The organism is Rheinheimera lutimaris, from assembly GCF_013283795.1.
In the GTDB taxonomy this organism is placed as follows: Bacteria; Pseudomonadota; Gammaproteobacteria; order Enterobacterales; family Alteromonadaceae; genus Alishewanella; species Alishewanella lutimaris.
This window is the reverse complement of record NZ_JABSOD010000009.1, coordinates 25,062-44,036: the sequence shown is the minus strand read 5'-3', so window position 1 is coordinate 44,036 and position 18,975 is coordinate 25,062. Positions and strand designations below refer to the sequence as shown.

General features: G+C 48.8%; 19 protein-coding genes. 8 read left to right on the top strand and 11 right to left on the bottom strand.

Annotation, left to right across the window (positions count from 1 at the left end; translation table 11 throughout):
- Positions 1-266 precede the first annotated feature (266 nt).
- The 3 genes from HRH59_RS10705 to HRH59_RS10695 all read right to left on the bottom strand — a co-directional run bounded on the left by HRH59_RS10705 (position 267) and on the right by HRH59_RS10695 (position 2,155).
- Positions 267-1,022: a hypothetical protein gene (locus tag HRH59_RS10705; protein WP_173501268.1), complete on the bottom strand. Its 756-nt coding sequence runs from the start codon at positions 1,020-1,022 to the stop codon at positions 267-269.
- Positions 1,023-1,069: 47 nt separating this feature from the next.
- Positions 1,070-1,852 (bottom strand): hypothetical protein, encoded by a 783-nt coding sequence (locus HRH59_RS10700; RefSeq protein WP_173501267.1) that lies wholly within the window; start codon positions 1,850-1,852, stop codon positions 1,070-1,072.
- 120 nt (positions 1,853-1,972) lie between these two features.
- On the bottom strand, positions 1,973-2,155 hold the full coding sequence (locus HRH59_RS10695; protein WP_173501233.1) for a hypothetical protein: 183 nt from the start codon (positions 2,153-2,155) through the stop codon (positions 1,973-1,975).
- 96 nt (positions 2,156-2,251) lie between these two features.
- Here HRH59_RS10695 and HRH59_RS19190 point away from each other — a divergent pair, with 96 nt between their 5' ends.
- Genes HRH59_RS19190 through HRH59_RS10685 form a run of 3 tightly spaced genes read left to right on the top strand, consistent with a single transcriptional unit; the run spans position 2,252 to position 3,853 of the window.
- Positions 2,252-2,596 carry a hypothetical protein gene (locus HRH59_RS19190; protein WP_218573500.1) on the top strand — a complete coding sequence of 115 codons (345 nt, stop codon included), beginning with the start codon at positions 2,252-2,254 and terminating at the stop codon, positions 2,594-2,596.
- Complete coding sequence (locus tag HRH59_RS19185; RefSeq protein WP_218573499.1) at positions 2,568-3,026, top strand: hypothetical protein; 459 nt, start codon at positions 2,568-2,570, stop codon at positions 3,024-3,026. Before HRH59_RS19190 ends, HRH59_RS19185 begins: the two co-directional genes overlap by 29 nt.
- Positions 3,026-3,853, top strand: a complete 828-nt coding sequence (locus HRH59_RS10685; RefSeq protein WP_173501266.1) for a hypothetical protein — start codon at positions 3,026-3,028, stop codon at positions 3,851-3,853. Before HRH59_RS19185 ends, HRH59_RS10685 begins: the two co-directional genes overlap by 1 nt.
- A 96-nt stretch (positions 3,854-3,949) precedes the next feature.
- Here HRH59_RS10685 and HRH59_RS10680 read toward each other — a convergent pair whose 3' ends face one another.
- Complete coding sequence (locus tag HRH59_RS10680; RefSeq protein ID WP_173501265.1) at positions 3,950-5,653, bottom strand: methyl-accepting chemotaxis protein; 1,704 nt, start codon at positions 5,651-5,653, stop codon at positions 3,950-3,952.
- A 166-nt stretch (positions 5,654-5,819) separates the two neighbouring features.
- Here HRH59_RS10680 and ggt point away from each other — a divergent pair, with 166 nt between their 5' ends.
- Entirely contained in the window at positions 5,820-7,493 is a 1,674-nt protein-coding gene (gene ggt, locus HRH59_RS10675) for a gamma-glutamyltransferase (protein WP_173501264.1), read from the top strand.
- Between the two features lie 14 nt (positions 7,494-7,507).
- Here ggt and HRH59_RS10670 read toward each other — a convergent pair whose 3' ends face one another.
- Positions 7,508-7,981, bottom strand: coding sequence for a phosphate-starvation-inducible PsiE family protein (locus tag HRH59_RS10670; protein ID WP_173501263.1), 474 nt, complete (start codon positions 7,979-7,981; stop codon positions 7,508-7,510).
- A 97-nt stretch (positions 7,982-8,078) separates the two neighbouring features.
- Between HRH59_RS10670 and HRH59_RS10665 the strand changes: the two genes are divergently transcribed.
- Positions 8,079-9,077, top strand: coding sequence for an extracellular catalytic domain type 2 short-chain-length polyhydroxyalkanoate depolymerase (locus HRH59_RS10665; RefSeq protein ID WP_173501262.1), 999 nt, complete (start codon positions 8,079-8,081; stop codon positions 9,075-9,077).
- Position 9,078: 1 nt separating this feature from the next.
- Here HRH59_RS10665 and HRH59_RS10660 read toward each other — a convergent pair whose 3' ends face one another.
- Positions 9,079-9,834 (bottom strand): MipA/OmpV family protein, encoded by a 756-nt coding sequence (locus HRH59_RS10660; RefSeq protein WP_173501261.1) that lies wholly within the window; start codon positions 9,832-9,834, stop codon positions 9,079-9,081.
- Between the two features lie 120 nt (positions 9,835-9,954).
- Positions 9,955-11,235: an MgtC/SapB family protein gene (locus HRH59_RS10655; RefSeq protein WP_173501260.1), complete on the bottom strand. Its 1,281-nt coding sequence runs from the start codon at positions 11,233-11,235 to the stop codon at positions 9,955-9,957.
- Positions 11,236-11,387: 152 nt separating this feature from the next.
- Between HRH59_RS10655 and HRH59_RS10650 the strand changes: the two genes are divergently transcribed.
- Positions 11,388-11,936, top strand: coding sequence for a YaeQ family protein (locus HRH59_RS10650; protein WP_173501259.1), 549 nt, complete (start codon positions 11,388-11,390; stop codon positions 11,934-11,936).
- Between the two features lie 5 nt (positions 11,937-11,941).
- Here the strand turns inward: HRH59_RS10650 and HRH59_RS10645 are convergent, their stop codons facing one another.
- The 4 genes from HRH59_RS10645 to apbC form a co-directional block, all read right to left on the bottom strand.
- Entirely contained in the window at positions 11,942-12,517 is a 576-nt protein-coding gene (locus HRH59_RS10645; RefSeq protein ID WP_173501258.1) for a glutathione S-transferase family protein, read from the bottom strand.
- A gap of 2 nt (positions 12,518-12,519) precedes the next feature.
- Positions 12,520-13,413 (bottom strand): DMT family transporter, encoded by an 894-nt coding sequence (locus HRH59_RS10640; RefSeq protein WP_173501257.1) that lies wholly within the window; start codon positions 13,411-13,413, stop codon positions 12,520-12,522.
- A 183-nt stretch (positions 13,414-13,596) separates the two neighbouring features.
- Positions 13,597-14,187: a dCTP deaminase gene (gene dcd / locus HRH59_RS10635; RefSeq protein ID WP_173501256.1), complete on the bottom strand. Its 591-nt coding sequence runs from the start codon at positions 14,185-14,187 to the stop codon at positions 13,597-13,599.
- Between the two features lies 1 nt (position 14,188).
- A complete protein-coding gene (apbC, locus tag HRH59_RS10630; protein ID WP_218573498.1) occupies positions 14,189-15,253 on the bottom strand; it encodes an iron-sulfur cluster carrier protein ApbC in 1,065 nt (354 codons plus the stop codon).
- Between the two features lie 131 nt (positions 15,254-15,384).
- Here apbC and metG point away from each other — a divergent pair, with 131 nt between their 5' ends.
- Together metG and HRH59_RS10620 are read left to right on the top strand one after the other, a co-directional pair.
- Positions 15,385-17,442 (top strand): methionine--tRNA ligase, encoded by a 2,058-nt coding sequence (gene metG, locus HRH59_RS10625; RefSeq protein WP_173501255.1) that lies wholly within the window; start codon positions 15,385-15,387, stop codon positions 17,440-17,442.
- Positions 17,443-17,488: 46 nt separating this feature from the next.
- Positions 17,489-18,973, top strand: coding sequence for an MFS transporter (locus HRH59_RS10620; protein WP_173501254.1), 1,485 nt, complete (start codon positions 17,489-17,491; stop codon positions 18,971-18,973).
- The last annotated feature ends 2 nt before the right edge of the window (positions 18,974-18,975 follow it).

The window sequence follows — 18,975 nt, the reverse complement described above, 5'->3', positions numbered from 1 at the left end:
ATAAAAAGCAATCAATTAACGATAGCTCATTTACAAAATAAGTGTTAATGGGAACTGCATTTAGCCTAGGCTAACGTTTAAATGTACTCAACCACTTGGCATCAGAAAGAAGGTCGATGTTCCATGAAATACGCATCTTATCCATTTACCTGTCCCGCGACACGAGCATAGACAAGCAGGGCCAGACAGCGCACACTGATGCCAAGTCAACGAAGATATATCAGAAAGGCATGTACAGTGGGTGGAAGTGCCAGCCGCAGCACTGGCTATATAGCTAGGTAATGAATAATAAGATACAGCGCCAACCCTGTATTACAGTATATGGGCAAGTAATAATCCAGACTAGAAACATCTTTGGTCATAGACTTAAACGAGAATACAAACTCCGCTAATCCAAGAAGCACTCGCAATTTAAAGCTCTTAATTACAGCCAGATCTGACACAACCTGCTGCCCGTCAAATGGGTAGCAGTCAGGATCCAATTGAATGTCCCATAACTCAGATATTCCCAAACTTTTAAGACTCACATCTTCACTTCGCCTCACTTGGGCACATAATTCCCCATAATTATTATGCAGAAGTGAAAAAGTATCGGCTTTCATGTGGGGTTCATAGGAATCATAGTTAGCATTGACCACTACTTTTAAATCCTCAGAGCGTTTATCAACGTACACGCCATTAAACTGGTCGGCTCTAAAAATAAATCTCTTTACAAACAAATGGCCTACATACTTATTTGTTATGAACCAACCTAGCGACTTAAGTTGGCTGGTTTTTTTAGTTTCTTTATTAACGAGTTGAAACCTATAGAGTGAGTAAAAAATCAAAGCGGCGTAGATTAAAGAAAAACGTTCTTTATGTGTTATCTCAAATTGCTTAAGCCAAGACAACTCAAACTGAATTTCATTCAGATCTATCCCTAATATAATGGGAACGACTCCCAGCACAAAAATGACCATTAGGCCTCTTGCTGATACCTTATTATCCTTTTCATTAGCATCTATAAAAAACTGGTAGAACATGCGCTTTCCTCTACATTTGCGATTCCATTGCTAAAAAGGCCAAAAAATTAACTCGGTTGAGCGACGGAATGCTCTTTCAACTCTTTTAGAGCAATCCGATGAGCTTCAGCCTCACACTTCAGAAGGACAGAATCCATTTCACAATGTTTAATAAACTCCCGAGTGAGAACAACGCCGTCTTTGTTAATAGGATGATCTGCATCGGAGTTTATTTCATTTTTACGAATCAACATATATAGGATAGCGATGACCTGGACCGGCACATAACTAACAATCAGAGTAATTAACAATAATTTACGACGTTCATCAAGCTCTTCATCTAACAATTTATTCAAAGCGTAAAGAGAAGTAAACGCCGTTGTACTTAAAGCATCCTGTAAATATGGGTAAACCCTGTCACAATTCTGTTCTTTTTTATCTGCTAGGAGTTTGTAGTAAATACAGCACAATTGAGCGGCTGAAGAACCATTGAAAACGCTGTCACCAATATTGAAGCTATAACTTGTTTTCAGAGTCAAGTCTGATTTGAAAGCTTGTAATACCGCTATCATGGATTGCCTTAGCTGATCATGTTTGAGAATTTCTCCGGTGTCCCTCATAGCATCTTGGTTTTGTTTGAGTGTCAGAGCCAACAACAGAACACCAGCAAAACCGATCACAGGGTTTAATAACCCCCCAAAGAAATCTCCGAGCTGGCCCCACTTCTCAACACTATCGTAAAAACCAACTCCCCATTTTGCGATGTACACGGCGACTGTTAAGGCAATAAAGAAGGAAACAGCCGAGACTATATGTTTTAACGGTATCTGAGTTTTTTTTGCGTTATTCATTTACCAGTTCTTTATTTAGATTTTTCTACAGATTATCCTGAACTGGCTTTAATAAAAAGTCCCTAAAACAAAGCCCCGCTGTTGCGGGGCTTTGTTGTTTCTGCACTTACCTATATTGGCTTAGAGTTTAAAACCACTGAGTGATTTTTTCATCTCACTGGCCATTTGCCGTAGCTGCTGGCTGGAGACCGACAGTTCAGTCGATTTCACCGTAGTGCTTTCCACTGCGTTGGCGATATTGTCCATATTCTCATTTATGGTGCCGGACACCACCACCGCCAGCTCTTCGTTTATCGACTTCAAGCCGGCACACTTTAAATGAAATTAATTTGTAAATATTGAGTTATAAAACGAGTTTATGTATCCTGCAAAAATTGCATAGACACAAGGAAGTTAGAGATGAGCTGGATACACACCGGTAAAACGCAGGCTTTTAATTACACAGGCCTGGATAAAAACATGGCGCAGGAACACGGCATTCGGCTGCCGGCTCAGTATCTGGTTAATAAATGGCAACTCACTCATCAGGCACTGTTAATGCTGGCAAGCCTGAATGACTATGACCAGCAGCAGGTAATGAAAGAAATTGAGTATGTTACCCGCTACCCAAGCACTACCTACTCTACCAAACACAGCTTAAACCCGTTCCGGCGTATCTACCGCACCCGTTATCCGTTTCGTTGTTACCACTACCAATACACGGCATTTAGCCGCGGTGCTTGCGCAGGTACAACAGCAGGGTAAGAGCGTAAAATGGGTAGTACACAGCCAGGGGGCAATAGTGTTTAATGCAGCCTTGCTGCATTACCGTCGGCATTACGGGGGCCAATTACACCGCCAGCAATTAACTATTCATGGCAGTGGCGCAAACGTCAGTAAATTAACGCAAATTGCCAACGGGCTGGGTATTAAGATCGTCGCAGTAAGAAATAACCCGTTTGATGTAGTGCCAAACTTAGCAGGGGGCAACGATTTGTCAGCCAGCAGCTTATGCCGTAGCATTAAATTCTGTGGTCTGGTGTTTGGTAAAGATTCCGAACCCGGCGTAAGCCCACATACCTTGCCATACTTGGGCATAGAGACATATAAACAACAGCTGTTAATGTTTGGTCAGCATAAAAAGGCGGATCAAGTGCAAAAGTACATTAATAAATATGCAGGAAAGGTAAGCTAATGCAGCCTCTGAAGAACTGGTGGCAGGGGTTCGCTGGTGGGCCCGATTTCAACCGTCAGCAAAAGCTGAGCTTTTTGCTGGAAGAGTATTCTGTCCAGCTTACGCTGCCCTACTCCAATATTGCCTCTGCTGAGCCACCAAAGCAGGTCAATTACCCGTTTCGTTCTCATAGCTGGTTTGAGCAGCACCAGCAACAGAAAGATCAGCACAAATATGTCCCGATACATACTGAGGGTTGGTGCTACTTAGCACCCCTGCTACGTTTTGATGGCGGCGAGTACGGCTGGTTGTGGTTAAACGTCTGGTTAAAGACAGTACCAGAAGGTGTTGATGCGCTTGACCGCCAAGCGTTGGCTAAGCACGTGATTAACGAGCATGATCAGCATTACAACTCTGCAGCAATTGGTGCAGAAGGCGAATATGGCCTTGGCCGCAATACCGAAATTGAGTCAGAACTAAAAGAATATGCAGAGCTTCGCGCATCCAGAGGTTCGCCATTCACGGAAGAGCGCTACCGCGACGAGCTGCAGGGCCGGATCAACAATTATGGCTTCCCGCCACTTCAGCCGGCAAAGCTGATTAACCTGCAAGGTTTTGAATGGGTGTTCTATCAGGAAAAATACGATAGGCACCCAACCCGGACAGACTTTTACTGCCTGCCGCTGAGCTGCACGTTTTACCTGGTGATAGGCTTTAAGCACCGGGTTGATAACGCCAGCGAGAAATCCTGGCAGAAAGATGCGGAAAATGTACAACGAAAAATAATGGAACAAGTAAACGTATCGGTGATGTCAGAGAGCACTGCTTTATTAAGTTCATTACCATAAAAAAACATAGGGTAGTGCCACCATTCTTTAATTGCCCTAAAACAAAGCCCCGTTTGTGCGGGGCTTTGTTGTTTTTTTGCGCTTAGCTTTATTGGTTCAGAGTTTAAAACCACTGAGTGATTTTTTCATCTCACTGGCCATTTGCCGCAATTGCTGGCTGGAGACTGATAGCTCGGTCGATTTCACCGTAGTGCTTTCCACGGCGTTGGCAATATTCTCCATATTCTCGTTTATGGTGCCGGACACCACCGCCAACTCTTCGGTGGCACTGGCCAATTGGTCGTTAACATCTGTAATACTGGATACCGCCGTATTGATGCGTTTTAGCGCTTCATTCGCCTGCTGCGAGCAGGCAATGGTTTGCTCGGTTTCGACTTTACTTTGCGCCATCGATTCTACCGCGTTAGCAGAGTCTTGCTGAATACCCTGAATACGCTTGTTGATATCTTGAGTAGATGCCTGCGAGCGGCTGGCCAGGGTGCGCACTTCATCTGCTACCACAGCAAAGCCCCGGCCCATTTCGCCGGCACGCGCCGCTTCTATTGCAGCGTTAAGCGCCAGCAAGTTGGTTTGCTCGGCAATGGCGCCGATAACGTCGGTTACCGCGCCGACTTCTTCGCCACGTTTAGATAGCTGGGCTATAACGTCCGACACTTGCTCCAGTTTTAGCTTCAGTGCGTCAATCGCGGTAATGGTTTGCTGCACCGAGGTTACGCCATTTTGTGCTTCGGTATCGGCATCGCGGGCGGCTTTGGCTGCAGTGGTAGCACTGCGGGCCATATCTTCACAGGTAGCGGTCATTTCATTTACTGCTGTCGCGACCTGGGCCGTTTGGTCCATCACACTTTGCAAAATACGCTGAGTTTGCTGGCTGGTTTCATCCAACGCTTCAGACTGCCCGGCCAGTTGCTCGGCCATAGCTGATTGCTGGCCGATAATACTGCGCAGTTGGCTGATAAGGCCGCTTAGTGCTGCCAGCAAACTGTCGTTATCACCCGGCTTTAGCGCAAAATTTACTGAAAAATCCCCACCGGCCACCTGTTGCACCAGTGCTTTGGTTGTAGCAACTTCACCACCTAATGCCTGTAATAACCAGCGGCGGATAAACAAAGACACCCCCACTGTCAGCGCGATAATAATTACAACCACCAGGCCAACTTGCATAGCTACGGCCCAAAAAGCCGCTTTTACGTCGTCAATATAAATACCGGAGCCTAATACCCAGCCCCATTTATCGTCTTTTGCCACATAAGACAACTTGGTGTAACGCTCTTCTGTTACGCCACCGCCTTTTAAAGGTTTGGGCCATTGGTACTCAACAAAACCATTACCGTAACGGCCTATTACATCAACAAAGCTGACAAATAAATTGGCATTGTCCAGCGCTTGCTGTTGGCTACCGTCGCGGTTACGCATCAAAGTAGCATGATTAAAGTTCGGCCGGTCCAGCACAGTGCCATCTAAGGTGGGTACCGTTGGATGCATAATCATTTTAGGAATGGGCCGGCCGGTATCGTTTATCCAGATATATTCAGTGCCGTCGTAACGGATCGCCTTAACGGCCGCCATCGCCTGTTGCTGCGCTTGCTCGGTGCTTAAGGCACCGCTTTGCTCCAGCGCCTGGTAATGCTTTACGATACTCAGGCCGCTGTCGATAACGGCCACAACGCGATTCTCCCTGCCCTCAACCAAACTGTGATTAAGTGCATTCAGCGCCACGGCGCCCAGTACAATAAAACCAAGCAAAGCCAATAAAGGAATGCTGAGTAACCGCCCGCCCACCGTGTGCCAAAAACCCATGTTGACTCCTTACGGCTATATCATACATACCAGTTTCAGCTGATATTTCATTTGTTTAGCCATTTTATTATGTATTGAGCATAGCAAGATTGATAAAAGTTGCCATAACTTGTAATTGCGACACGGCCGGGGTAGAACTGAACTATCACCACTATCGGAGCCTGCTATGCTATTTCGCCTGATCAGTACTTTGTTTACTTTGCTGTTAAGCTGCCACAGCATCGCTGACACAGCGGAAAAACAGTCCGGCAGTGGCGCTGTGGCGTCACCGGATCAATATGGCGCCGCAGTAGCAGAGCAAATTTTGCGCCGTGGTGGTAATGCAGTAGATGCGGCGATAGCAACCGCGTTTACGCTGGCAGTCACCTATCCTGAAGCCGGTAATATCGGCGGTGGCGGCTTTATGACCCTGTGGTTTGATGGTAAAGCCTACTTTTTGGATTATCGTGAAACTGCGCCCGCTGCGGCACACCGCGATATGTATCTGGACTCAGAAAAACAAGTTATTGAAAATCTCAGCTTAATTGGTCATAAAGCCAGCGGTGTACCGGGCACTGTGATGGGGCTATGGCAGGCGCATCAGCGTTTTGGCAGTCTGCCGTGGGCCGAGTTGGTAAAACCGGCGGTACACTATGCGCAAAGTGGTTTTACCGTCGCCGAAAACCAATACCAGTATCGTGCAGACTTACTCAACCAACTGGAAGGTAAAACAAACTTTGCTGACTACTTTGGCACTATGCAAGCCGGTAAAAACTTTCGTCAACCGGAACTGGCCGCCACGCTTAGCCGAATTGCCGAACATGGGCCGGCCGATTTTTATCTGGGTGAAACCGCTAAACTGTTGGTGGGACAGATGCAGCGCGGTGGAGGCCTGATCAGTATGGCCGATTTAGCCGGCTATAAAGCCGGTTGGCGTGAACCGGTCGTAACGTCCTGGCATGATTTTCAACTGGTAACCACTGCCCCGCCAAGCTCCGGTGGTATTGCCCTTAGCCAATTGCTGGGCTTGAAACAACGGCGCGCAGCAGATTTTAACGGTGTTACGCTAAACAGCGCTCAGTATGTGCATTTAATGGCTGAAATTGCCAAGCGGGTTTATGCCGATCGCGCCGATTATCTCGGCGATCCGGATTTCACCACAGTGCCGCAACAGCAACTGCTGGACAGCGCTTATTTAGATAAACGTGCAGCAGAAATAAACCCGAAAAAAATCTCGGTTACCAACGCCATTCAAGCCGGGCTGGAGGGTTATCACACTACGCATTTCTCTGTACTGGATAAACACGGCAACGCGGTGTCAAACACCTATACACTGAATCTGGATTATGGCAGCGGCGTGATAGTTGAAGGCGCGGGTTTCTTACTGAATAACGAAATGGATGATTTTTCTGCCAAGGCCGGCGTGCCAAACGCTTTTGGTGTGGTGGGCAGCGATGCCAATGCGATAGCGCCTGGCAAACGTATGCTGTCGTCTATGACGCCCAGCCTGTTAGTTAAAGATGGCAAGGTAGAGCTGGTTATCGGCACACCGGGTGGCTCAACCATCTTTACCTCCATTTTTCAGGTCATAACCAATTTATATGATTTTGGTCTGCCGTTGTCAGAGGCCGTTGCTGCGCCACGCTTCCATCATCAGTTGTTGCCCAAAGATCAGATCAGCATGGAACCCTATGCGCCATTGGCTGCTGAGGTGCAGACAGAGCTTAAGGCCCGCGGCTATAACCTGGTAACGCAGGGCTGGAGCCTGGGCGACATTCAGGCGATACAATCTACAGGGGGTAAGGTAACGGCTATTGCCGATCCACGCTCGCGCGGCGTCGCAAAGGTGTTCAGCTATTGAACACCTTTACAGTGTTAATTCCGGTCAGGCTTTTTGTGCTCTTTATGCAACAACCAATACGTAAGCCCCAGTGCCAATACTGTCGCAGCTATTGCAAATATATAATCCGGTGTCAGCTTCTCTATATCCAGTACGATAACTTTGCGCGCTATGGCCATTAATGCTGTTGCAATAACCAGCTTTACCGGAAAATCGTTAGACTCTAAATATAAACGGATATTAATAAAAATTTCTATCGCAATCAGCACCGCCATAAAAGCGCCGAAGGTATAAAAAATATCATTGATGTTAAGCAGAAAAACCGGCGGTGTAATTAAGCGTTGATACAATACATACACCACATCGCCAATACCCCACATAATCACGGCGACCATTAGTACAGCCAGTACCCGCACACATACGCGTATTATGCTGTGTAAATGTTTAATTAAAGGGTCAATGTGCTCTTCCGGTAATTCTTTGTGCTGCTTGTCTGACTCATTGCTCATAAAGATTCCTTTAGCTGAAACTGTACTAAAGCCTTATTGCTGAAATACTACTTTTATGCAAAATTTAACCGCATAAATTGTCTGCGATGGAGTAATAATGTCTGCCATAAAACTGTTAAATCTTGCCCTGTTATCTGCGCTTAGCCTGCCACTGGTTGCTAACGACACCACTGTGCCTGAACTAGCCTTAGCTGACAATATCACCCTGTCGGGATTATCCAGTGGCGCTTATTTCGCCGGCCAGTATCACCTGGCTTTTGCAGAGCAAGTTGATGGTGTGGCTATGCTGGCAGGCGGCCCGGTGTACTGTGCGCAAAACAGCTTAGGCCTGGCGCTGGAGCATTGTTTTAATAAAGACAGCAGCCAGCCCGACCTTAGCAGCATAAACCAATATCTGCAGACACAACGTGACGCGGCGAAGCTGGCACCGTTATCCGCGATTGCAGATGACAAAGTATGGATTTTTCACGGTAGCAAAGATGCTACCGTACACCCTAAACTGGCTCTGGCGCTGCACAAGCAATATCAACTCTGGGTGAAGCCGGAAAATATAGCGCTGATAAATGACCGGGCGTTCGGCCATACCTTTCCAACCTCAGCGCCATATTCAGACAGCTGCAGCCTGTCAGAAACCCCGTTTTTAGCCGGTTGTGACTATGATGCGGCCGGTCAGCTGTTAACACATCTGCTGGGCAAGCTGCAGAGCGCCGGCACAACAGCAACTGGCAGCTTGCTGCAAATTAATCAGCATCAGTTATCTGCAGCAGCAAAAACCACCCTGGCTGAAACCGGCTACCTGTATGTACCGCAAAGCTGTGCTGACGGCCAACCCTGTCGCTTGCATGTGAGTTTTCACGGTTGCAAACAAAATGCGCAAAGTGTCGGTGAGGCTTATGTCAGCGGCACCGGGCTAAATAACTATGCCGACAGTAATAACCTGGTCATTTTATATCCACAAACAACCGCCAGCAGTTTAAACCCGTTTAACCCCAACGCCTGCTGGGACTGGTGGGGGTATACCGGCGCGAATTACGCGACCAAAGACGGTATGCAACTGCAGGCCGTGCACCAGTTAGTGCAGGCCTTAGGTCGCTAACTCAGAAGAATGTTGACCAGGACAGAAAAGCCGACAAGCCGCTGTCACGGTCCGTCAGCGGGCTGTCACTGATGCTGCTGCCATACCATTGATGTTCTAAACCTAAGCGGGTCATACCACCGAAAAACACTGGTGTACTAAGTGAGAAACCGGCGTTGTAGTTAACCGTGCCGCCGGCTTTATAAGCCGCGCGCTGTGCAGTGGCTTCGTCCGCGCGCACGCCATAGTAATAGTTCACCAGTTTGCTGTCAGAATAGCTGATGCCAAATTTAGGCTCTATTACTACAGGTCCGGTGCGATAACTGTAACCTACCGCCAGTTTCGATTCCCGGCCATTTGAGTTACCTAACAAATCAAATACAGTATCCGCTTCCAGCAGCCAGTCTTGCTGGCGCAATTGCACACCAATGCCACCATCCAGTGAATCTTTACGTTTAGCCATACCGGTAAACACACTGCTGTCAGACTCGTCAAAGCCGGCAAAACGTGGCGCCAGCTTAGCGCTGAAACTGATATTGCCCAACTCCAGCAACTTATAACTGATAAAAGGGCCGTAAACGGATAATCTGTCGCCGCGATAGCCAACTATCGGCAACGGTATGGTGCGGTTACTGTAACCACGATAAATCTCCTGATTTACCCCTATACCCACACCGTATAAAAAACCTTGCGGACCAGCTTGTTGTGCGGCTACCGTAGCACTGCATAATACAGCTGCAGATAACACCACAGCAGAAAAATAACGACGAACGCGCATCTGAAAACCTTATTTAGTTAATCTTACTCTGACAATTACCATACATAACAGCATGCTATGCTGACAGTTTAATGACTGTACCTGAATGTATCACGATCAGCCGGTATTGTCTGAAGTGATTCAGCCAAGCAATAATATCGCTATACCCAGTACCAGAATAACCAGGCTGGCAATTGCCAACTTGTGCGCCAGTGCACGGCCTCCCACTGCATACACCAAGCCACATTTTACCAGGGTATTACTCAGCGCCGCCACGGTAACAGCACTGGCGGCAACAGTTAACGCCGCTTCTGACTGGCCGGCATATTGCGCCATCGATAAGGTAATGGCGTCTACATCTGTCATGCCCGCCACTGCCGCCAGCAAATATAAACCTTCTGCTGCAGCATATTGCTCAGTTAACTTTACCAGTAACAGTATTACAGCAAACAAAGCGCCGAATTTAATAGCCGCAACCAGACTAAAGGGGTTAGTTACTTTTACCGCACTTTGCTGTGGTGCCTGATAACGCCGGCTGCCATGCCAGTAATACAGTGCCGCCATTATTGCCGTAGCACCGGCCATGACGCTAAACGGTAACCATAGCTGCGCCAGTAAAGGCTGATAGACAATACTGACGGTGACCAGCACACGGATAAACATTACCAGCCAGGCCAGCAGCACACCACAAGCCAGGTTATCGGCCGCCAGCGGATCACGCTCTATTTTGCTGCTACGGGCAAAGCTTAAGGTAACCGCTGTAGAAGATGCCAGGCCGCCGCTGATACCGGTAACCACAGCGCCGTGTGCGGCCCCCAGCCAACGTACCGCAACATAACCGAGCAACGACATAGTCGAAATTAAGATCACCAGTAGCCAGAGTTTATAGGGGTTAAGTGCTTGCCAGGGATCGATAGTTTCGTTTGGCAGCAGCGGCAATATAATAAAACTGGCAATAAGCAACTTAAGCCCGGCGTATAAATCGTCGGTATCAATCTTGCTGACCAAACCGTGCAGCGGTTGTTTAAAGGTTAAAATGGCTGAGGTTAAAATGCCCAGCATAACCGCCAGTTCAGCATAACCAAACATAATGGCGCCGCCGAGCAAACATACAGTAATGGCGCTGATTTCACTGGTTAAGCCCAGCGCCGTCGGGTTATGCCGGTTTTCCAGGATATAGGCTGTCAGCACAGCCAACGCTACCACTAACACCGTAATAACGAACAGCCACGGCGATTGCAGATGAATAGACAACCAGGCCGATACCGCGCCGGCCTGAGCAAACAAAATATAGGTGCGCAGCCCGCCAAAACTGTTCGGGTGCTCATCACGGCGGTGCTTTTCGCGTTCAATGCCAACTAATGCGCCGAGTAACAAGGCAATTAAAAAGCTTTGTACCATATCAATATCAAACTCAGACATTTTTTACGTTAACTCAGTTAGTTATCTTTGATTTTCACAGCATAGCGCAGTTTGGGCCAGTACGGCAGCCGCTAACGCCTTAAACGGTAAAATTGAGTGCAACAGCACTTCGCGTTACACTCGCCGCCTTTATATTGCAAGTGAGTTGAGTAATGGCACTTAAAGCCACCGTATTTAAAGTACAGCTACAAATTGCCGACATGGACCGGCATTATTACCAGGACCACAGCCTGACGCTGGCCCAGCATCCGTCCGAAAACGACGAGCGCATGATGGTACGTTTGTTAGCCTTTGCCATTAATGCCAGCGATACCCTGGCCTTTACCAAAGGCTTAAGTGCTGAAGACGATGAGCCGGAGCTGTGGGACAAAACCCTGAGCGGCGAAATAAATTTGTGGGTGGAATTTGGCCAAAGCGATGAAAAGTGGCTACGCAAAGCCGCCGGCCGCGCCAAACAGGTGCAACTGTTTTGCTATGGCGGGCGCAGCGTGCCGGTATGGTGGAAGAATAACCAGCAGGCGCTGCAGCGCTACCAAAACCTCAGCGTGCTGGAAATAGACGAAACAGCCGTAGCGCAAATGGCCAAACTGGTAAGCCGCAATATGAACTTGCAATGCAATATCAGCGAAGGCCAGATTTGGCTGTCCGACGCTGAGCAAAGTGTCTTAATCGAGCCGGTAATATTAAAAACGGCGCAATAACACGATTAACCCAGCCGCGGATCGCTGTCAGCTATCATCGGCCGGGTTTTATTTTCTGCGCAAAATGCCAATAGCGCCGGGTAATCATCCAACTGCATCAGTTCACGGAACAACGTCCAGTCGACCAGGCTATACAGCGCCATGGCAACATAGTCCCAGTTGGCAAACTCAGCATTTGCGGCTTGTTGCTCTAACACATACAACGATGTGGCTACCCGCTCGCGCTGCAAATTAAAAAACAGCTTATCGTCATTGGTATCAAAGCCGCTGCGGCTGCATTGCAGCAACATTACCAAAGAGTCACTTACTGCATTAATCAATGTCAGCTGATTCTCCTGATACCAGCTAAGTGGTGCTATACCCAACTGCGGTGCCAAATAACGATATATCACGCCGGAGTCGAAGATAACCCGGCCATTATCGTCCAGCATAGGAATACGCAGCGTTGGATTAAGCGCCGCCAGGGTTTCCCTGTCAGGGCCGGCAAAAATATTCAGGTTAATAAATTCATGTGCTGTTGCCGCCAATAACAAGCGGATGCGTCTTACATAAGGTGACGTTTGTGAACCATACAGTTTCATATTTACTCCTTAACGGGCGCTTTAGCAGCGCGTAATGAACTCAGATTAAAACCGGTCACCAGCATGGTGCCGCTGATAACAATGGCGGCCCCGGCCAGAGTATGCCAGCCAATAGTTTCATTTAAAAACAGGTGGCCCCACAACACGCCGAACACCGGAATTAAAAAAGTAACTGTTAATGTCGGCGTAGCGCCTAAATCCTGCACCAGACGAAAATACAACATATAAGCCACACCGGTGCATACCACGCCCAACGCCACTACTGCCAGTAAACTTTGCGTTGCCGGCTGCGCCACCGGCAACGGAATAAACCACAGCAGCGGTAACAACCATAAGGTAGCGCCCCACATATTGCCATGGGCATTAATAAAGGCCGGCACCGGCTTGGCCAGCCGGGTATACCAGGTGGCAATACCATAACAACAGGCTGCCCCCGCTGCCGCAGCTATTGCAGGCAAGGCACTGCTATCGACGGCAGTGTCAAAACCAACCAAAATCGCCACACCACAGATCCCCAACAATAAGCCGCCGGTTATCTTCAGCGACATGGTCTGACGAAAAAACAGCCAGCCTATCAAGGCACCCCATAAAGGTGCCGTGGCATTGAGCACTGCCAGCAATGACGCCGTAAGAGTTTGTGCCGCATAAGCGAATAATAAAAATGGCAAAGCAGTATTAAAAAAGCTTAGCAGCATAAAATGCAAGGCATAGCCGCGAATGGGCAAACTACGTTTAAACGCTATGGCAACCAATGCCAGAAACAGCGCGGCCAACAACACGCGGCCAAACATCAGCCAGGCCGGGCCAAGCTCGGGCACGGCAATACGCATAAACAGGAAAGACGCCCCCCAGATAGCCGCCAGACTAAATAACCGGATAATGCTGCCAGCCGTCACGGCGCTCCCCCCAGATTAAAATCGATGTTGAATAAAATACCGTGAAAAGCAGCAACTTTTTAACAGACTGATATTGCCAAGCTATGCAGCTTTATTGCATAATCATCCCGCTTCATTTTTGCTTTATAGCTTTTGGCCCACGCTTTGCGTGGGCTTTTTAATTTTTACACCACTTAAGCCAATTCAGCCTTTATCATCATGGCTAATGCGACTGGCAACGGCACCGGTTTGCTGCTGGTATTTTGCATCCAACCGTTTGTTATAAGGCCGCCCGGCCGGGCCTGTCATCAGTTCAAAGTTCAGCGCACCAATTTTCATCTGCGGCCGAAGCGCCAGCGGCAACTTACCGCTGTTATAAAACTCCAGTACAATATTACCCGACCAACCGGGATCAATGCGGTGCGCGGTAACATGTACCATCAGGCCTAAACGCGCTAATGATGAGCGACCATCCAGCCAACCGACGATATCATCCGGCAAGGTTACCGATTCCAGCGTCATCGCCAGTGCCAGTTCGCCCGGGTGCAAAATAAACTTATCCCCGTCAGCAATGTAAATCTCGTCACTCATTACACTGTTCAGCGCTTTGTCTACTTCGCCGCGCGGGCCGCTTAAGTCAATGTAAGCAGCGGTGTGCGCCACAAAGACGCGAAACTTATTACCCAAACGAATATCAACACTGACACCGCTTATCATGTCGGCGTCGGGCAGCGGTGTAATGCTAATTTTACCTTCGGCTAAATAGCGCTCTATATCGCGGTCACACAGTCTCATCTTAATCGTCCGTTATTATAATTTCAGGTTGGCTTAGTTGCTGCGAAGCGGCTTGCCAATGCAATGCCAGCATTAATTGCCGGCTGATTGTACGGTAAATTTGTGCCACTGGCTGCTGTTTTAGCACCGCCGGTACGCCGGCATCGGCCTGCTCGCGGATATGCTTTTGCAGCGGTAATTGCCCCAGCACCGGCACCTGATAACGCTCTGCCAGCAGCACGCCGCCTTCAGTGCCGAAAATATCATCCCGCGTACCACAGTGGCTGCACTGGTAAAAACTCATATTTTCAATCAGACCCAGTAGCGGAATATTCACCTGACGAAACATACTGATGGCTTTTTCTGCATCCGACAGCGCCACATCCTGCGGCGTAGTCACCACCACAGCACCGGTTACCGGCAGCTTTTGCGCCATGGTCAACTGAATATCACCGGTGCCAGGCGGCATATCAACAATCAGATAATCCAGCTCTGGCCATTGTGTTTCGTTCAGCAGTTGCAGCAACGCCTGGCTGGCCATCGGGCCGCGCCACACGGAGGCTTGCTGTGGGTCGACCAGAAAGCCGATAGATTGCAGATACACACCATGGGCAAATTTGGGCTGCATCAGTTTATTATCCGGCGAGCTGATTTTCTCGCCGTTAAGCCCGAGCATGGTGGGAATTGACGGACCATAAATATCAGCGTCTAACAAGCCGACTTTAGCGCCTTCCATTGCCAGTGCTGCCGCCAGATTAACGGCCGTGGTGGATTTACCCACCCCGCCCTTACCGGACGCAACAAGGATAATCTGCTTAATTTGTTTAAATACCGGCGCCGTTGTCAGCTGATAATCCAACGCCAGCTTATAGCTAAAACCGGCATCGGCCAATGCTTGCTGCAACGGCTCTGCTATAGACAACAGCGGCAGTTTTAAGCGAATGCTCAGGGTGTTTTTGTTCAGGCTGACGCTATCGAGCAGCAAGGCTAAAGGCGCGCCGTTGTCCGGCAGTTGCCAGTGCTGTAACAGCTGCTGCGCAGCCCCGGGTAAAGCGTCGGTTTTAGCGGATTTAAACCAGTTAAACATCAGCGAGTTCCAAATTAAGGCTTTAACACGTTTTTTTAGCAGAACCGCACCTTGGCGGGTGCGGATCGATGGCGGCTAGTGTATCATTTAGTGAAATTTTTTCAGTTATTTATGCAAAAGAGCACCGCTTAATGTCGACACGCAAAATACTTGTTACCAGCGCTTTACCCTACGCCAACGGCCCTATCCATTTAGGCCACTTACTGGAATACATTCAAACTGATATCTGGGCCCGGTTTCAAAAAGCCCGCGGCCATGAATGCTATTACGTTTGTGCCGACGATGCGCATGGCACGCCTATTATGCTTAAAGCACAAGAGCAAGGCATTACGCCGGAGCAAATGATTGCCAAAACCAACATTGAACACCAGGCCGACTTTGCAGGTTTCGGCATTGGCTTTGACAATTACTATTCGACCCACAGCGATGAAAACCGCGAGTTTGCCAGCCAGATTTACACCAAACTGCATGATAGCGGCTACATCAAGCGCAAAACCATCAGCCAGCTGTTCGATCCGGAAAAGCAGATGTTTTTGCCCGACCGTTTTGTTAAAGGCGACTGCCCTAAATGTGGCGCCCTGGATCAAAACGGCGACAGCTGCGATGTCTGCGGTGCTACTTACAGCCCGACTGAAGTAAAAAATGCCCGCTCTGTGGTATCCGGTGCTACGCCGATATTAAAAGACTCTGAGCATTATTTCTTTGACTTACCTGCCTTTAGCCAGATGTTGCAAGACTGGACGCGTAGCGGCAGCTTGCAGGAAGAGATGGCGAATAAACTGCAGGAATGGTTTAAAGACGGCCTGCAAATGTGGGATATCAGCCGTGACGCGCCCTACTTCGGTTTTGAAATACCGGGCGCGCCGGGTAAATTCTTCTACGTCTGGTTAGATGCACCCATCGGCTATCTGGCCAGCTTTAAAAACCTGTGTGATAAAACCGGTATCGACTTTGACAGCTTCTGGAAGCTGGACTCCGATGCCGAGGTGTATCATTTTATTGGTAAAGATATTATTTATTTTCACAGCCTGTTTTGGCCGGCCATGTTGCACGGTGCCGGTATGCGCAAGCCAAACGCCATTTTTGCCCACGGTTTTGTTACCGTAAACGGTGCCAAGATGTCCAAATCACGCGGCACCTTTATTAAAGCCCGTACGTACCTGGATCATTTAAACCCGGAGTACCTGCGTTATTACTTCGCTTCTAAGCTAAGCAGTAGCATTATTGATCTGGACTTAAACCTGGACGATTTCAGCCAGAAGGTTAATGCCGACTTAGTTGGTAAAGTGGTGAATATTGCCAGCCGCTGTGCCGGCTTTATAACCAAGCGCTATGACGGCAAATTATCGGCTACAGTGGCTGAACCTGCACTGTTGGCAGAATTTACCGCCATGGGCGAAACCATTGCCGACAGCTTTGAAAAACGCGAGTTTGCCCGTGCTATCCGCGACATTATGGCGCTGGCCGATAAAGCCAACCAGTACATTGATGCCAAAGCGCCCTGGGTACTGGTAAAAGATGATGCCAAACAGCAAGAAGCACATGATGTCTGCTCAATGGGTATTAACCTGTTCCGGGTATTAATGCATTATTTAAAACCGGTGTTGCCACTGATGGCAGCAGAAACCGAAGCGTTTTTAAACAGCGAACTGAACTGGCAAAATTATCAGCAGCCTTTAACCAGCCATGCCATTAACCCGTTTAAAGCGCTGATGCAGCGGGTTGACCCGGTAAAAGTGGCTGCAATGCTGGATGCTTCAAAAGACAACCTGCAAGTACAAGCCGCAACGCCGGTTAAGGCTGCGGTCAAAGCTGATAAAGCAGATAAAGCCGTCAGCACAGAGCGCGAGCCAATCAGCGACACCATCAGCATTGATGATTTTGCCAAGATTGATTTGCGCGTCGCCAAAATTATTAAAGCCAGCTCGGTAGAAGGCGCCGATAAACTGGTGCAACTGCAACTGGACATTGGTGGCGGTGAAGTACGCCAGGTGTTTGCCGGTATTAAATCAGCCTACAGCCCTGAGCAACTCGAAGGCCGTTTAACCGTAATGGTGGCCAACCTGGCGCCGCGCAAAATGCGCTTTGGCTTATCCGAAGGCATGGTGTTAGCGGCTGGCCCGGGCGGCAGCGACTTGTTTATTTTGTCGCCGGATGAGGGTGCCCAGCCAGGTATGCGGGTGAAGTAACGCTTTCAGGCAGCGTTTTGCTGCCTGTATTTTTTTAAGGCCGAGGATGACCAGTAAACACCCTTATCGCAGCTTTAGTGCACTATTTCTTACCACCTTGCTGATGCTGGTGGCCCAGGGTTCGTTATCAACTTACCTTGGTTTATCACTGGCGCAACAGAATGTCGATTCAATCTGGATTGGCGCCCTGATGTCCTGTTACTACCTCGGGCTGGTGCTGGGCTCTAAGCTGGGCCATAAAGTGATTGCCAGGGTGGGTCATATCCGCGCCTTTGTCGCCAGCGCGGCTATTGTCAGTGCCTGCGCCATGACACATGTATTAACGTCGCAGTTAGAAGTGTGGCTGGTGATGCGGGTTATCGTCGGTATGGGCATGATGTGCCAGTATATGGTGCTGGAGAGCTGGCTGAACGAGCAAACCGAAAGCTCGCAGCGCGGCACGGTGTTTGCTTTTTATATGATCACCTCTTACCTTGGCATGATTGGCGGCCAGGCGATGCTGAGCCAATTCCCCGAACTTGGCACAGCGCCGCTGCTGATCATCAGCATGTGTTACTCCTTGTGTATAGTACCGATTGCACTGACTAAACGTATTCACCCGGCTCCGCTGCAACCGGCGCCATTGCAAATTATGGCGTTTTGGAAGCTGGTGCCGCAATCGCTTACCGCCGTCAGTGTCGCCGGTATGATGGCGGGCTCATTTTACGGCCTGGCGCCGGCGTATGCCGCCGCAAAAGGCATGAGTACTGAACAGGTTACCTTGTTTATGTCAGTGACTATATTGGCCGGCTTATTGGCACAGTGGCCAATGGGTAAAATTTCTGACCGTATTCCACGCAGTCGTATCCTGCGCTTTAACGCTGCTGTGCTGACCATTCTTACTTTGCTAATTGCGCTGTTGCCATTAACCGGCGCTCTGCTGTTAGCTGCGACTTTTTGTTATGGCGTGCTGGCGTTTACGCTGTATCCCATCGCCTCTGCATTTGCTAATCAAAACGTAGAGCAAAACGATCGGGTGGCATTATCGGCTACTGTGCTGTTAACCTTTGGTTTGGGCGCCTGCTTCGGCCCCTTACTGGCGTCAGCGCTAATGCAACTGATTGGCCCGTCTATGTTGTACGCCTTTATCAGTTGTTGTGCTTTTACGCTGTTTTTACGCTTGTTGCGGGTAAATTACACCCAGAAACAAGTAAAACGCATGTTGGACGAGCAACAAAATGCCCAGTTTAAAATGGGCTCCGGCGATTTGGTATCCTCACCTCTTGCGGCCGCACTGGACCCCCGCGTAGATGAAGAAACAGTACTGACGCAGATGCGCGATGAAGAGTTTCAGGCGGCAAGACAACAAGTTCCGGCCGGCTACGATGAAGATATTGATTTTGACAGAGCAGACGACAGTTTTGACGTTGCCGTACCGCTTGAACCAGACAATGCCGGAGAAACCGACATTACAACCGGGCAAAATAAAGCCAGCGCCCCGGATAACGATGCCGATAAAGATGCTGATACAGAAAGCGACAAAACCGGTTAAGC